Source organism: Atlantibacter sp., assembly GCF_032062175.1.
Taxonomy (GTDB): Bacteria; Pseudomonadota; Gammaproteobacteria; order Enterobacterales; family Enterobacteriaceae; genus Atlantibacter.
In genome coordinates this window covers 131,307-145,869 of the sequence record NZ_DAMBQK010000003.1, presented here as the reverse complement: position 1 = coordinate 145,869, position 14,563 = coordinate 131,307, and the positions used below count along the sequence as shown (strand labels likewise).

The following is a 14,563-nucleotide window of genomic DNA, read 5'->3' as shown; positions in this document are numbered from 1 at the left end:
TGGGGCGCTTTTTTCTGCGTTTTACCACCCCCCAATCTTTTCCCCTGCGTGAAGTGGTTCAGGTTAGCGGAATGTTATAAAGTCGAAAGCTTGTTTGACTTACTTTACTTATTCCAGGGAGCATGACCCATGAACCGGCAGCGGCAAGCCGATCTGTTTTTAGTCTTAACCACGCTTATTGCCGCCTGCGGCTGGATTTTTTCTAAAGAAGCGATTGCCGGAATGCCGGTATTTGCGTTTCTCGGCGTGCGGTTTTTCTTCGCCTCACTGGTGCTGTTGCCGTTTTGTCGCGGTCAGCACATCCCGCGCCACCAGTGGCGACAAGTGCTGATCAGCGGATTATGGATGGCGCTCACCATGTGCCTGTGGATCTACTCGGTATCCAGTACCCCGTCGCTGGGCGAGGGGGCGTTTATTATGAGCCTCGCGATGCTGTTTGTACCACTGACAGCGTGGGTGATGATGCGGGTGCGCCCGGCGCGGGCGTACTGGGAGTGCCTGCCGGTAGCAGCGATAGGGCTGGCGCTGCTAAGCCTGCACAGCCCGGTGTCGTTCCATCCCAGCCAGGGTTGGTTTTTACTGACGGCGCTGGTGCAGTCGATCTCGTTTTGCTACACCAGCCGCTGCGCCCGTGAGGTGCCGTTAATCCCACTCACTACGGCGCAGTTGATGATCACCGGTATTGTTGGGCTGGGTATTTCCGCCGGGTTCGAGCACATTACCCAACCCTTTGACCTGTCTATTGCGCTGTGGGTGCTGGCCAGTATTTTTATCGCCACCAGCCTGCGTTTCGCGTTGCAGCTTCAGGGGCAAAAATACGCCGCCGTCGCCAGCGCCGCCCTGATTATGGTGCTGGAGCCGCTGTTTACCGTTATCGCTGCCGGGATTTGGTATGGCGAGCGTTTACCCACGCAGAAAATTATCGGCGGGATTCTGATTCTGCTTGCCCAAATCTGGTTCCGCTGGCGGATGATTAACCGCCTCTAAACGTCCTTTCCGAAAACAGTCATTTTGACAATAAAGTTAGTCAAAATGACTGCCTCTCTGATAGTCATTTTAACATTTTTAATCATCATAAAATTAAATAAAACATTTAAAATCACGTGCTTATAAAGTTGGCATGCAACTTGATATATGAGTCATATCGCATTCGAATTTAATTTCATGAACACAAGAGGTTGATATGGCTATTCTGGTTAAGAACAACATTTCCTGGGTTGGACAGCGTGACTGGGAAGTTCGCGATTTTCACGGCACCGAATACAAAACGCTGCGTGGCAGCAGCTACAACAGCTATCTCATCCGTGAAGAAAAAAACGTACTGATCGATACCGTCGATCACAAATTTAGCCGCGAGTTCGTGCAGAACCTGCGCAGCGAAATTGACCTGGCAGATATCGATTACATCATCATCAACCATGCGGAAGAAGACCACGCAGGGGCGCTGACCGAGCTGATGATGCAGATCCCGGATACCCCGATCTACTGCACCGCCAACGCTATCGATTCCATTAACGGGCACCACCACCATCCGGAGTGGAATTTCCACGTGGTGAAAACCGGTGATTCCCTGGATATCGGCAACGGCAAACAGCTGATCTTCGTTGAAACCCCGATGCTGCACTGGCCGGACAGCATGATGACCTATATGACTGGCGATGCGGTGTTGTTCAGTAACGACGCCTTCGGTCAGCACTACTGCGACGAACGCCTGTTTAACGACGAAGTGGATCAGACTGAGCTGTTCGAACAGTGCCAGCGCTACTACGCCAACATCCTGACGCCGTTCAGCCGTCTGGTCACGCCGAAAATCACTGAAATCCTCGGCTTCAACCTGCCAGTGGATATGATCGCCACGTCCCACGGCGTGGTCTGGCGTGAAAACCCGACCCAAATCGTCGAGCTGTACCTGAAATGGGCGGCGGATTACCAGGAAGACCGCATCACCCTCTTCTATGACACCATGTCTAACAACACCCGCATGATGGCGGACGCTATCGCCCAGGGCATCAACGAAGTTGACCCGGTGGTGGCAGTGAAAATTTTCAACGTGGCGCGTAGCGATAAAAACGAAATCCTGACTAACGTATTTCGCTCAAAAGGCGTGCTGGTGGGCACCTCCACCATGAACAACGTGATGATGCCGAAAATCGCCGGTCTGGTGGAAGAGATGACCGGTCTGCGTTTCCGTAATAAACGCGCCAGCGCATTCGGTTCTCACGGCTGGAGTGGTGGTGCGGTGGACCGTCTGTCTACGCGCTTGCAGGATGCCGGTTTCGAAATGTCCCTGAGCCTGAAAGCCAAATGGCGTCCGGATGTCGATGCTCTGGAACTGTGCCGTCAGCATGGCCGCGACATTGCCCGCCAGTGGGCGCTCGCACCGCTGCCGGAAACCACGGTGAAAGCGCAACCGAAGCAGGATGATGACAACAGCGCCGCCGCCGCTGCCGACCTCGGCCCCTGCATGCAGTGCAGCGTCTGCCAGTGGATTTACGATCCAGCCGTTGGCGAACCGATGCAGGATGTCCAGCCGGGGACGCCGTGGAGCGACGTGCCAGATAACTTCCTGTGCCCGGAATGTTCACTGGGTAAAGACGTGTTCGACGAGCTGGCAATGGAGGCGGTATGAGCCACGGGATTGTGATTATCGGGTCGGGCTTCGCGGCCCGGCAGTTGGTCAAAAATCTGCGTAAACAGGACGGCCAGGTGGCAATCACCGTGATTGCCGCCGACAGTATCGACGAATACAACAAGCCCGATCTCAGCCACGTCATCAGCCTGCGCCAGCGTGCTGACGAGATGACGCGCCAGTCGGCGGGCGAGTTCGCCGAGCAGTACAACGTGCGCCTGTTCCCGTACACCTGGATCAAAGAGATCGATGCCGCCGCCCGTCTGGTGAAAAGCATCGATAACCAGTGGTCTTACGACAAACTGGTGCTGGCGACCGGGGCCAGCGCGTTTATCCCGCCGGTGAACGGGCGTGAGCAGATGCTGACGCTCAACAGCCAACTGGAGTATCGCGCCTGCGAGTCGCAGCTGTTTGATGCGCGCCGGGTATTGATTGTCGGCGGTGGCCTGATTGGCAGCGAACTGGCGATGGATTTCACCCGCGCGGGCAAATCCGTGACGCTGGTGGATAACGCGTCCAGCATTCTGGCGTCGCTGATGCCACCGGAAGTGAGCAGCCGCCTGCAACATCGCTTAACGGATATGGGCGTGCATCTGCTGTTGAAATCGCAGTTGCAGTCTCTGGAACAAACCTCGGGAGGTATTCGCGCCACCTTCGATCGCGAACGCCAGGTCGAGGTGGATGCGGTGATTGCCGCGACCGGCTTACGCCCGGAAACCGCGCTGGCCCGCAGCGCCGGGGTAGCGGTGAATCGCGGGATTGTGGTGGACAATACGCTGAAAACCAGTCATCCGGATATCTACGCGCTGGGCGACTGTGCGGAAATCGACGGTCAGTTACTGCCTTTTCTGCAACCGATCCAGATTAGCGCCATGACGCTGGCGAAAAACCTGCTCGGCGGCAACGCGCCGCTGAAACTGCCCGCCATGCTGGTCAAAGTCAAAACGCCGGAGTTACCGCTGCATCTGGCTGGCGAAACCCGCCGCAGCGATCTGAACTGGCAGATTTCTACCGAAGCCCAGGGCATGGTGGCGAAAGGCGTGGATGCCGAAGGCCAGCTACGTGCTTTTGTGGTGAGTGAAGACAAGATGAAAGAAGCCTTTGCGTTGCTGAAGGCCTTGTCTGCGTAACGTATTAACCCGCATTTTTCAACGCACAGGGAGGTGCGATGTCAGTGGTTTAGCACTTTTTTGCCCCGTTGCCCCGGGGCGTTTTTATTTCAGATTTTCTTAATATTTTCCGGGATAACGTGCGGCTTATAGTGGCGGCGGCGCTTGAGGCTTTTTGCCTCATAAATGCAGGGTAGTGAAGTGGTGTTGTGAGGCAGAAAGAAGAAAGCCCCGAAGGTAATTTTCAATTAACAATGCACTGCACCCATTTAGTTGGACTCTCAAACTGGAGAGTCCTATACCCGGCCGTAAATATACCCTCGAAGAACGCCTCGAAGTCGTTATGCACTATCTTGCTAGCGATGAAGGCTATCGGTTAACTTCAGCCCGTTTCAACGTTCCCAGAACCCAAGTGAGAATCTGGGTTGCAGCCTATGATGCTTATGGTGAAGAGGGACTAAAACCCAGAGATAAGGGCGTATCCATCGATCCTGAAATCAGAATTGAAGCTGTGAAAGCGGTGCTATCCGGTCAGATATCTCAGACACAGGCCGCGACTAAATTCAATGTTGCAGGTGCATCATCTGTCGCCAAATGGTTAAAAGTGTACAAAGAGCAGGGTGAAGAAGGGCTTCGCTCACTCAAGGTAGGCACAAAAAGGGTATCTTACATGGCTGAACACCCTGAACTTATTGAAGCAGCAGAGGAACGATCAAAAGAGCAACGGATTCATGAGCTGGAAAGGAAGGTCAAACGTCTTGAATTACGGATACTTTATCTTCAAAAGCTGAAAGCCTTAGTTCGGTAAGAGATAAAGTTCGTGTTGTTGACGAACTAAGGCAGCATTACCCGCTTGATCAGCTGCTGAGTACCGCCCGGATACCCCGGAGCACGTTTTACTATCATCTCAAGGCGCTTCGGTCTCCGGGAAAATACGATGAAATAAATCGTCGAATCAGCGAGATATATGATGAAAACCAGGGCCGCTATGGCTATCGACGGGTAACGCTGGCGCTCAGAAGAGAGGGGGGAGTAATCAACCATAAGGTGGTTCAACGCCTGATGAATGGCCTTGACCTAAAAGCAGCTATCAAAGTAAAGCGCTACACCTCCTGGCGTGGCGAACGTGGGTGTGCTGCTGACAATCTCCTGCAACGAAACTTCAAAGCCAGCCGGCCCAATGAAAAATGGGTAACAGACGTCACGGAGTTCGCTGTCAACGGCCGTAAACTTTATCTTTCTCCAATCATCGATCTCTTCAATAACGAACTGATTTCCTACAGTATTTCAGAACGCCCGACAATGCCGATGATTGACGATATGTTGATTAAGGCATTCGCCAGAATGGACGCAGACAGCACGCCAGTTCTTCACTCAGATCAGGGCTGGCAATACCGGCATCGGTGGTATCAGTATCAGTTGCGGGAGTTCGGAATTCTGCAAAGCATGTCCCGCAAAGGAAACTGTCTGGATAATGCCTGCGCTGAGTGCTTTTTCGGGACGTTAAAATCAGAATGCTTTTACACCCGTAAATTTAACGATGTCGACGAACTTAAGGTCGTTCTTGAGGATTACATTCGGTACTACAACACGCGGCGAATAAGCCTGAAATTTAACGGCCTCAGCCCGGTTGAATACCGCCTGAAGACCTACCCGCTACGAATTTGACATGGTGATTTTCGTTAATAAGCACCATAAAGTAACTGATGATAAGGCGTAATCAACTTGAGCAGGCTCTTTATATTTCTGATGATGGTGTTAAAGAAGCCATCCAGTTCTTAAGCCTGCACAACGGCTGACATGAATGGGGTATATGTCCGCTATGAGCGAACAGCAGACGTTTAGTCTATGACGACTGGGGTTTGCATTAAATTAACCATAACATCCCCTACTGGCACCGCTCATTAATTTCTATCTGAGTTACGTGACTACGATGGTCAGGTAGCAGAGGCAATGGCCATGGTGCGTGCGTTGAACAAAATGACGAAGGCAGGTATGCCTGAAAGCGTGCGTATTGCCTGAGCAGTGGGCTGTTACAGGAAGGTTCGTCTCAAATCTGATTTATTCAACAAAGCCACACCAATAGTCAATCCTGTAAGAACCACTGCAAAGAGCGGTACTCCAATTCTCATTAGAGCTAGGCCTACAGACCGTTTCCTGAAGACCCAGTCAATTAGTGAGCGCAGAAAATAGCTGATCAAGATGATGACTCCAAAACTTCAACAACTGAATGGTTAGTGTTTCGACAGAATAAAGTACAAGATAGAGTAAGCCTTCGCCACCATCGCAACCGGACGATTAGCAATACAGCAAACTCAATTCCTCTTTCCCCTTCAACTAAATCGATCATTGAGGAAACATCCTGAGAGCTCGGTGTGACTGAGAAGCGGGGGTGAGAGTGCCATTCTCCAAGGTAGTTGAATCGATCATATTGATGCCCTGTTCTGTGAAAAAAAGCATTTAGGGCTTCGTTATGTGTATCTGAATCGCGAACAAAATGAGCTTCCCCGCCAGTCTGACTATCAATCGACAGGTCAACGACTCGAAAATGGCCCGGAGCAATTTGTTCTCCCATCATCACACCACCAATTTCTCTGCCGCCAGCGGCTTTGAGGGCTTTACGCAGCTTGCCTTTGACATTTTCAGCGATCTCAACCTGCATCATTTTCTCCGGGGAACAAGTCGGCTAGCAATTGCTGGTAAGCCTCGGGATCTCCTGGTTGTACTTCTATATCCCATCCATCACTTTCTCCAAGATCAATTGGTCTAACGTCAAATGGGGCGGTGAATATCCAGCTGTCAGTCATTCCGATAAGGTAGACGGAATAAGGGAAAATTGTCGAATTGGGGCGGGCGAGAAGATCAGCTGCATAACGAGATAAGTGCGCTGCAATAACGGAAACATCGGCGTCATCTGCAATTAGCGGTTCCCCAAAGGCATCAAGTTGTGAGTATGGCTGCGAAATCTCGCTTTCAGGCCAGGCTATGCCCTGCTCGGAATACCAGTTTTCTATCCGCTGTCTGGCGGTAAGTGGCGTGGGATCTATACCCGGGCGTAGTCGAACGACTATACCCCCAGCCCCACCGCCGAATACTTGTGCCCAGCAAATCGGTTTCTTTGCCCTTCGTGAAATTGATGCGCAAAGATTGAAAACCACCGGGTCAGCGGTTGCGTCTATGATTAAATCGCTCTCTGCGATATATCTCATCGTTGCAGAAGTTGCTCCTCCACTCTCTTGCCCACCTAAAACTGTAGTGCGGCTAATAACTTCGCATTCGGCATTGACTTCCTTAAGCCTGGCTGCCAGTGCTTGTGATTTATGCATACCAACGGCCCGCCAATCTAACTCGTTGCGAACCAGATTCCCTGAAGCAAGTAAATCTCCATCAACGAGTACAAATTGCCCAACACCAGATCGAGCGAGATGTACGGCTACTTTTGACCCAACGGATCCGCAACCGACTATTGCAACTTTCGCAGTTTTAAGACGAGCAAACTCGGGAGCAAGACGCACACGGTCAATATCAACAATAATTTTGTCGTAGTTGACCAGCTTGCGATTGTCTGAAGCACCGTAAGCCATTGAGACCTGATGATTAGTGCCATTGAAAAGAATAAGCCCTAAAGGACCTGATACCTGTAATAATTCGGGGAGCACAGATTCGAAGTTGTGGCTTTCAAGCAATGAAACCAGTTCATCAAGATTGTCGTACGCGACTGATGCGCCTTCGGGCATACGGATAATCTTAGTCGCTACAGTACTCGCCCCGTAACCACGCCTGTTCGGTGCGATCCACATAGAATCATCTGCAGGTCCAATTCGTGTAAGCTGAGCTGCAAAAGCACCAGCATAAAGGTGCTCTTGAATTTCCGCATCGACCACCTGACCCTCTTCTACCATCAACAAACCTTCAAAGACTCTTGGGGAGTAAAGGAAACGAAATACGGCATTTCTTGCCCGCTGAGCGGGAAGAACTCGATGTTCTGATGGAGCGGGTTCCCCAGTTTCCTGCTCGGATAAAAGTAAACGATAGGCACTTTCAATCATCATTGCGCCGGTGATTTCGGGAGTCCAATTATCTGAGCGAAACTGTAAACAAAGTTCTCCAGCCTCTCCATATTGATGATCGGACAAACGTTTCCCATCCCGTGGAACGACTGAAGGAGGAACATCAGGGAAATATTCGGGGTATGTAATTGTTAACGGAATTAGACGTTCTGCAACTTGCAAATCAAAGTCAGCAGCAAGTCGCAAGTTACTGACTACATGCCACTTTATATTAGTGAGCCATGTATTCCGCTCTTCCAGATCCGAAATGGTGGTACGTTCGGACTGCACACGGATAGACTGGTCAACCCACCAAATCATGCAAACCCCTTTGGTGAAGTTGGCTCCCGACGAGTATTTGGAAATGCCTGTGTGCTCGATGCAGCAACCCCCAGAGCTGCAACTCCTGTTGCTGGTTGCAACATTGATCCTGGTGTAGGGCTAAGGCGTGTTGCAGCTCTGTCTGCTACCGCTCCCATATGAGGTCGGACGCTTTCAACTAAGCGGCGTTTTTCAATCTGATGTGCTAAATCTCTAAAATCTTGCCGAGCCTGGTCGAGCCACTCGTAGAACGCATCTTTTCTCTCAGGATGATTCGGCCATTTATCCGCGAAATTTTCGAGGGGGTCGGAAGGGTTACGAATGATATAACGATCCCCATCACGTACGATAAACGAGTCCATTTGAGAAAGGATTGAATAGAGAGCATCGGCTATCTTTACTTCACCATTATAAGCATGCGCGGCAAGGGTAGTAATAATGATCGATATAGGGCGCTCGTCGTAACGCTTTTCAAACATACCGTCACGGTGGCGTTTCAAGATCATTATCGCTGATTGGAGCGGGGTCCGAACTTTGTAGTCAGGAATCTCCTCAACACTAGCTTTGATTGATTCCGCAAGCATTTTTCTCCGCTGTTCAAAAACATCCCTCATCCGCATTTTGAACCACTCAGCATATCCCTTGGGATTTGATCGCTGCCAATTATCAGAAAGCACCTGGTAAACAGGAGATTCGATATCAGTAATGACCATTGCTGTCTCGGACCATTTGAGATCGTAGCCATAAGTCTCAAGTAATATACGTTGCTGGGTAGCGTTAGGGAGAGAGGGGACGACATCCATGTGAAATTGCGCGCCGTCTGCATAGTCCAGAACCCAGCAGCGCCGGCCTTCACGAACAGGCTTAACCATATTTTGAGCTTTACGATAAGCTTTGATCTCATCGCCGACCAGAGTCTTTAAATTACACTGCGTAAGATCCTTGGTACCGAGGCTTTGGAGTAAGCAAACAGAATCTACATCGTACTCCTCAGCATCATTCAAAGGACGAATCGCTGTACCCAGTCGGAATGAACCCTGTACGTAAACTTGTGGATCGTATTTGGCAACGGCGGACTCCGGACGGTGAAGCCATTCTCCAAGTGATTTATAGCTCCGACATGCCTGCTCGTATCGTGAGTCACTGATTGCAAGTTCCTCGGCTAGTGCGGTGAGAAAATCTTCGGCATTTTTTGTTGGCATGCCCCTACCCTCCCTGATTATGTCATTGTTCTATCATAAAATATGAAGCTATTTATATCGTTACGCTCAAACTCCAACTTAGCTCTGGCTCACTATCTTTATCCACTGATCATTCTTTTTGAGAATAAGTGCTCACAAACAGTGAACACATTTCCATGGCATAAACCGCTTAAGTTTCGTCTACAAAATTACCATCGTAATCGTACGTAGGATATGGAATTATCGGAGTTCTATTCAATGATGGAAGCCAATAATTTTGATGATTAAAGCATCAGTTTGGTAAAAACAGCACCGATGCCTTAGTTATTCCTAACATATCGATTTGTGGTCACAATCAAGGAACCGTCAACTGCTGATTACTCAATACGTGTCAACTCGTAATGGCCAACAGTTTTACGGCTTGTGAAGTAGTTCCCATTAAGTATGCGTTTACCTTTTAGGCTTAGTTTTAGAATTGCCGTTCCTCTATACGGAGCTTCTTCGTCAAAATTTGCTTTATGTTTAGGAGTTGTTAAAAAGACATAATAGAGAACCGCTCTCCCAGTTTCTTCATCCTTCTTAGGTTTAGCCACTAACGTCTGTGAGTCTGAGCCTTCAGCTTCAACATCCATTCCAATTTTAAGAAAGGATTGCTTAATCGTTGCATTAGCTCGTGATGTACCTTTTTTATCTCCCCATTCCCAATGGATAACCATATCCCAGGTTCCATTTAAATCAGGGAAGAGAAGATCGTTTAATATAGGCAAAGCTTTCCATAGCCGGCGCCAACCAAAGTAAAACAGTGATAATAAAAGGGCATTGAGAAGTAGTGAGCCCCCTGTTGCAATTGATATAGCAGAGGAAAAACTTATATTTTTATCGAATGCAACCCATAAAATCCATAAAATCAGACAGCATATAACTGCATAGACCACAGCAATCAAGGATATAACTTTCCCTATTGGAATTAAGTTTATCATTGTAACTCCTCATAGTGAGTTTCCTTTCCATTCTCAAATATAGAAAGACGCCCGCCTTCGCTTACAATGCCTGTAAATTTTATTTCTTCGATAAAAGAACCATAGAGTGCTGCAACGAAACGTCCACCGACAAACCTTGATCTGTCAAACCAAATGCTAGGTATTATTTGAGGGGAGAAATATTGTGCTATATGTGTAATATTTCCTGATTCATCTAAAATGTGAAAACCGTCATGATATTTATTGTCTTTACTTGATATATCAGAAAGTAAATCTATTGTAGAACCATTCTGTATAGGGTTTGTATCCCGCAGATTTGTTATAGAAAGGTTTTTGGTATCATTGCAAATAATTAACCCGATCCCAGTGAAATTACTATGGATAGATATTTTCCAAATATCATGGAGTAATTCATACAGTAACTCTTTTGTCATTATTTGTTGTATGCTTATGGTTAGGGTGAGTGATTAATGCACATTATCCGATACCTTCTTTTATAAGGGAAGGAGTTATTTTCAATTGCATGAGTTTTCAGTAGTAGAAGTATGAGTATCTATTGATATGCATTAATGGACAGGTTGTGTCCCTTTTGCAACCATCTTTCAACGCATTGATTTTAATGTTTTTTATTCTATTTTCGTATTGTGATACGTGGACTTAACCCGTCCACACGACTGCACATAATCCCATTCCTGCTTCAGCAACCTGGATGCCGGAATGGACCGACACGACAAACTTGGATATCGACTTGGATTGATACTGACGCGCCTTAACAATGGCGAGTCATTGACCCTCAGGGGACTTGCTGACGAATTTAACGTTTGCGAACAAACAATACGGCGCGATCTGACTGAGCGCCTGGCTTACCTGAACCTGCTCCGACAGGGAAAGCAGTACCGCCTGCCTATTCGGGCTGCGATCTTGTAGAGTCGGACGCCACGCCATCCATTACGCCAGCATACGACTCAAAAGAGATCGTCAATCGATCAAAACGTGTTTGTTCGGCGTGGATCACTAGTTCAGCACTTTTGGTTTTATTCATGGCATTAGACTCGTTATCGAAGAGAAATACTGACGGAATTCTGTCCGTGAGTGGCAGATACATCATGGCCAGTGATAGATAGAGCAGGAACAAATTTGTAGTCCCGTCCTGCGCGGTCATAAACCACGTACTCAGGGTGGTTGCCTGCCTGCAACATCTGGCCAAAACGGAACACCGTACTGGCGGGGCTGATAGCGATTAGGTGCACCTTTGCAACTCTCATCACATCTTGAGCGTGAACAATTGCTGCTCGCGCAGCTCGCGAAAACTGTTCAAGATCCTCCGGACACCCAATACAGCCTGCTCCTGTCTCTGAGGTAGTGACGCGAATCCAAGGGATTTTGCCGGAGTCGACTTCGCCTCTGAATTCAGGAGACAGTGAATCTTCATCAAGACTGGCCGACAGCTCAAGTGTTATAAAAACTTCGTCTGTGCGCGTCGGAGGCAGAGGACTAACTCTAAAAGTACCTGCTGGATGAGCATTAGCCTTTGAGTCCCACGCCCAGGTCTTTCGGCCCCTGTCGTACTGGAAAACTTGAATAGCCTGCGCTTCACCCATCACTCGACCGGCCAAAACCAAGGTAGGGACATGGTGCAAAGGGAAGATGGCAAGGTTTTCGGTGCTCAAACCGTTACTGGAATTAAATCCAGTAACGAGCTCTCGAATATGATGCTCATGCTCACGCAAATATTGATACCAAAACTCAGGTAGATGACGGTCGTCTCGCTGTGATTTTCGTCGCATATAATGGACAACACCTGGTTCCATGGCTCGTCTGGTCGCCACAATGGCTTCAATCAGCTCAGAGTCGTGAAAGTAGGTCGGCACGTTTGCTAGGTTTGCATGCAAAGTCACTGCTTTTGTGCGCTGAAATGCTAATGAGTCCAGATAATTTCGTACAATATCACGGTGAGACCGGCGCATTTCATTCAGAATTTCGGCGGTGTAATACTGAGGTGCAAAAGAATCAATCAGGCGATGGTGCTCATCACACATCAACATGATGTTTTCGGCAACATTGGCAAGACGGTGTGAATCAACCTGACTCCCCCTAGGCCCCTCGGGATCCGATGCGACGATATGTGCCAGATATCCAACTCGGGCAGCTTGGGTCCATAAGGCAATCTCTGACAGATCATGCGCACAGCCTTCAAACATGCATCTTGCACCCGCATCAGCCCAAACTTTTTGCGCCGTTTTCTCTGAGATCTCTTGCCCCCGACCTTTAGTTCTTCCGAGTAGCCCATCACGGGCAGCGATGAAAATATCCACTGCGTCCTTACTCTTTACAGGCGTAAATGTCCAAGAACTGTCAGCGGTCTGGGCAGAAAGGAGGGCTTCAAGCCCCATATCTAGACTATATAGCAAGCATTTTGGGACTAGCTTTTTCAGACTTACTTTTGCTTTCGGTCCAGGATCAGCAAGGTGAAATGCGAGCCCTACCTCATCAAGATCAACCAACTTGCAGAGATACCCCGCAGTGACGTATGCCACTCGATGCTTTTGTGCCAGACATCTATTGAGCCAGACGGCCAAGTTATCGTCACTAAAATTACTTGTAGTCGTAGTGCTGCATGTGGAGGTTGATGAGCCTAAAGACATTGTATCGTCCTAATCCATGACTAAGTTCTAAATTGAACAACATACAGATATGGGTAAAAAGTAAGAATTCAATGGCAATGTGCGATTTTTCAGCAGGCTTGTAATCAGTGCCAACAAACGACCTATGCGGAGCCCTTGCTGCTTCGACGAAAGCGGCCCCAATCACGACCTGATAATGCGAACTGTGAAACAGAACTGTCTAAACGGACATACCAATTATTTGCAGATATCAGCCTGAGCGTAAAACATAGACTGAGTCGTAAAGAGTTGGTGATGTAGCGTCTTCCACCTTTGCGTCCAGATCCGCCGAACTTGTCTAGAACGATGGATTGTGTCATGGATGCACTCGGATGAGTGCCGCTAGATTAAGTACTTTTGACCTGCTCACCGTTAATCAACACTAAGTGTTGTTAGCTACTTCCGCTTTTGGCTGTGAGTTCAACCGATGGATGCAACACATTGGTTAAAACGCTCTGCGGGTGATTCATAGTCTAGCGTTTTTCTTGGCCTCTCGTTGAGCTGCCTGGCAACACTGTTTAGTCTTTGCTGGCTGTGAACCGATAAGTCAGTTCCTTTTGGAAAATACTGTCTGAGCAATCTGTTCGTATTTTCATTGGAGCCGCGTTGCCAGGGGGATTGAGGATCGCAGAAGTAAACCTGAATATCTGTGGCTACAGTAAACCGGGTGTGACTGGTCATTTCAGCGCCCCGGTCCCATGTTAATGTTTTATAAAGCTCTGTAGGTAATTCCCGGGCTTGTTTGATAAGTGCAGATATAACCGTTATGGTCTTGTTGTCCCTGATCTTGGCCAGCACAACAAAACGGGAATGACGTTCTACGAGGGTGACGATATAGGAGTTTTTAGAACCCTGGATCAGGTCACCTTCCCAGTGACCCGGTATGGCTCTGTCAGCGGCTTCAGGCGGCCTTTCGCTGATAGAGATTGTATCCGGGATTGACCCTAGTCCTTTCCCTTTAAGCGATGATGCTCTGGATCTACGCACGACTCTCCCGCTTCTGAGGCATTGCTGCAGCTCTTTTTTTAATGCACCCCGGGTTTGTATAAAAAGCGTTTTATATATCGTTTCGTGTGACACATGCATTTCCTGATTATCCGGATAACAGCGTTTCAGCCAACCGGTGATTTGTTCCGGCGACCAGTCCTGATGCATCTTCTCTGCGATAATTTTACACAGTGCGGATCTTTCAATTAGCTTGCAAGGTTTTGGTCTCAGAGCATTTTCCCACGCAGCAGTATCAGCTTTTGATGCACGGTATTGTTTTGCACCACCGTGCCTCTTGATCTCGCGGCTAATCGTTGAGGGTGCTCTCGATAGTTTGTTTGCGATCGCTCTGATGCTGATTTTTGCTACCAGCGCTCTGGATATTTCCTCTCTTTCATCAAGTGAAAGAGCCAACGGATGTCGCTTTCGGACAGGGGGACGATATCCACCAGTCTGGTGGATAGTGGGCATAATAGAAGAATGATATCTGTCGAACATTCTGGCGATATCATGCAGGGAATCACCTTGCTTATACCTGTCCCAGATAATCGCTTTCTGTTCTGGCGTGTAGTTAATACGCGTTCTTCGTTTCATGGCAACACCCCCTTGATTAAGGATAGCGTTGCATCGACCCGTTGAACTCA

General features: G+C 48.6%; 12 protein-coding genes and 1 pseudogene. 6 read left to right on the top strand and 7 right to left on the bottom strand.

Going from position 1 to position 14,563, the window contains the following annotated elements; genetic code table 11:
• The first annotated feature begins 129 nt into the window (after positions 1-129).
• The 5 genes and pseudogenes from RT120_RS04615 to RT120_RS04595 form a co-directional block, all read left to right on the top strand.
• Entirely contained in the window at positions 130-987 is an 858-nt protein-coding gene (locus RT120_RS04615; RefSeq protein ID WP_312980009.1) for a DMT family transporter, read from the top strand.
• A 196-nt stretch (positions 988-1,183) separates the two neighbouring features.
• On the top strand, positions 1,184-2,629 hold the full coding sequence (norV, locus tag RT120_RS04610) for an anaerobic nitric oxide reductase flavorubredoxin (protein ID WP_312980007.1): 1,446 nt from the start codon (positions 1,184-1,186) through the stop codon (positions 2,627-2,629).
• Positions 2,626-3,759 (top strand): NADH:flavorubredoxin reductase NorW, encoded by a 1,134-nt coding sequence (gene norW, locus RT120_RS04605; RefSeq protein WP_312980004.1) that lies wholly within the window; start codon positions 2,626-2,628, stop codon positions 3,757-3,759. Before norV ends, norW begins: the two co-directional genes overlap by 4 nt.
• Positions 3,760-4,081: 322 nt before the next feature.
• Positions 4,082-5,406, top strand: a protein-coding gene (locus RT120_RS04600; protein ID WP_409515022.1) for an IS3 family transposase whose coding sequence is annotated in 2 segments (ribosomal slippage) — positions 4,082-4,520 and positions 4,520-5,406 — 1,326 coding nt in all. Because the reading frame shifts where the segments join, the coding sequence is not laid out codon by codon here.
• 252 nt (positions 5,407-5,658) lie between these two features.
• Positions 5,659-5,760 (top strand): annotated as a pseudogene (locus tag RT120_RS04595) (IS5/IS1182 family transposase); the annotation flags it as partial.
• A gap of 175 nt (positions 5,761-5,935) precedes the next feature.
• On the opposite strand, the gene RT120_RS04590 reads toward RT120_RS04595, so the two are convergent.
• The 5 genes from RT120_RS04590 to RT120_RS04570 form a co-directional block, all read right to left on the bottom strand.
• Positions 5,936-6,403: a Mov34/MPN/PAD-1 family protein gene (locus RT120_RS04590; protein WP_312980002.1), complete on the bottom strand. Its 468-nt coding sequence runs from the start codon at positions 6,401-6,403 to the stop codon at positions 5,936-5,938.
• The gene (locus RT120_RS04585; RefSeq protein ID WP_312979999.1) at positions 6,390-8,108 is read right to left on the bottom strand and encodes a ThiF family adenylyltransferase; all 1,719 of its coding nucleotides are present in this window, start codon (positions 8,106-8,108) and stop codon (positions 6,390-6,392) included. The genes RT120_RS04590 and RT120_RS04585 overlap by 14 nt, the downstream gene beginning before the upstream one ends.
• Positions 8,105-9,310: a nucleotidyltransferase gene (locus RT120_RS04580; protein ID WP_312979996.1), complete on the bottom strand. Its 1,206-nt coding sequence runs from the start codon at positions 9,308-9,310 to the stop codon at positions 8,105-8,107. The genes RT120_RS04585 and RT120_RS04580 overlap by 4 nt, the downstream gene beginning before the upstream one ends.
• A 356-nt stretch (positions 9,311-9,666) precedes the next feature.
• Entirely contained in the window at positions 9,667-10,269 is a 603-nt protein-coding gene (locus RT120_RS04575) for a hypothetical protein (RefSeq protein ID WP_312979992.1), read from the bottom strand.
• Positions 10,266-10,703 carry a diadenylate cyclase gene (locus RT120_RS04570; RefSeq protein WP_262799088.1) on the bottom strand — a complete coding sequence of 146 codons (438 nt, stop codon included), beginning with the start codon at positions 10,701-10,703 and terminating at the stop codon, positions 10,266-10,268. Before RT120_RS04570 ends, RT120_RS04575 begins: the two co-directional genes overlap by 4 nt.
• Positions 10,704-10,986: 283 nt before the next feature.
• Here RT120_RS04570 and RT120_RS04565 point away from each other — a divergent pair, with 283 nt between their 5' ends.
• Positions 10,987-11,196, top strand: coding sequence for a DeoR family transcriptional regulator (locus tag RT120_RS04565; protein WP_312979982.1), 210 nt, complete (start codon positions 10,987-10,989; stop codon positions 11,194-11,196).
• 128 nt (positions 11,197-11,324) lie between these two features.
• On the opposite strand, the gene RT120_RS04560 is transcribed toward RT120_RS04565, so the two are convergent.
• Both RT120_RS04560 and RT120_RS04555 read right to left on the bottom strand, forming a co-directional pair.
• Positions 11,325-12,806: an SAVED domain-containing protein gene (locus RT120_RS04560; protein WP_312979979.1), complete on the bottom strand. Its 1,482-nt coding sequence runs from the start codon at positions 12,804-12,806 to the stop codon at positions 11,325-11,327.
• A gap of 546 nt (positions 12,807-13,352) precedes the next feature.
• On the bottom strand, positions 13,353-14,513 hold the full coding sequence (locus RT120_RS04555; RefSeq protein ID WP_312979977.1) for an IS30 family transposase: 1,161 nt from the start codon (positions 14,511-14,513) through the stop codon (positions 13,353-13,355).
• Positions 14,514-14,563 lie beyond the last annotated feature (50 nt).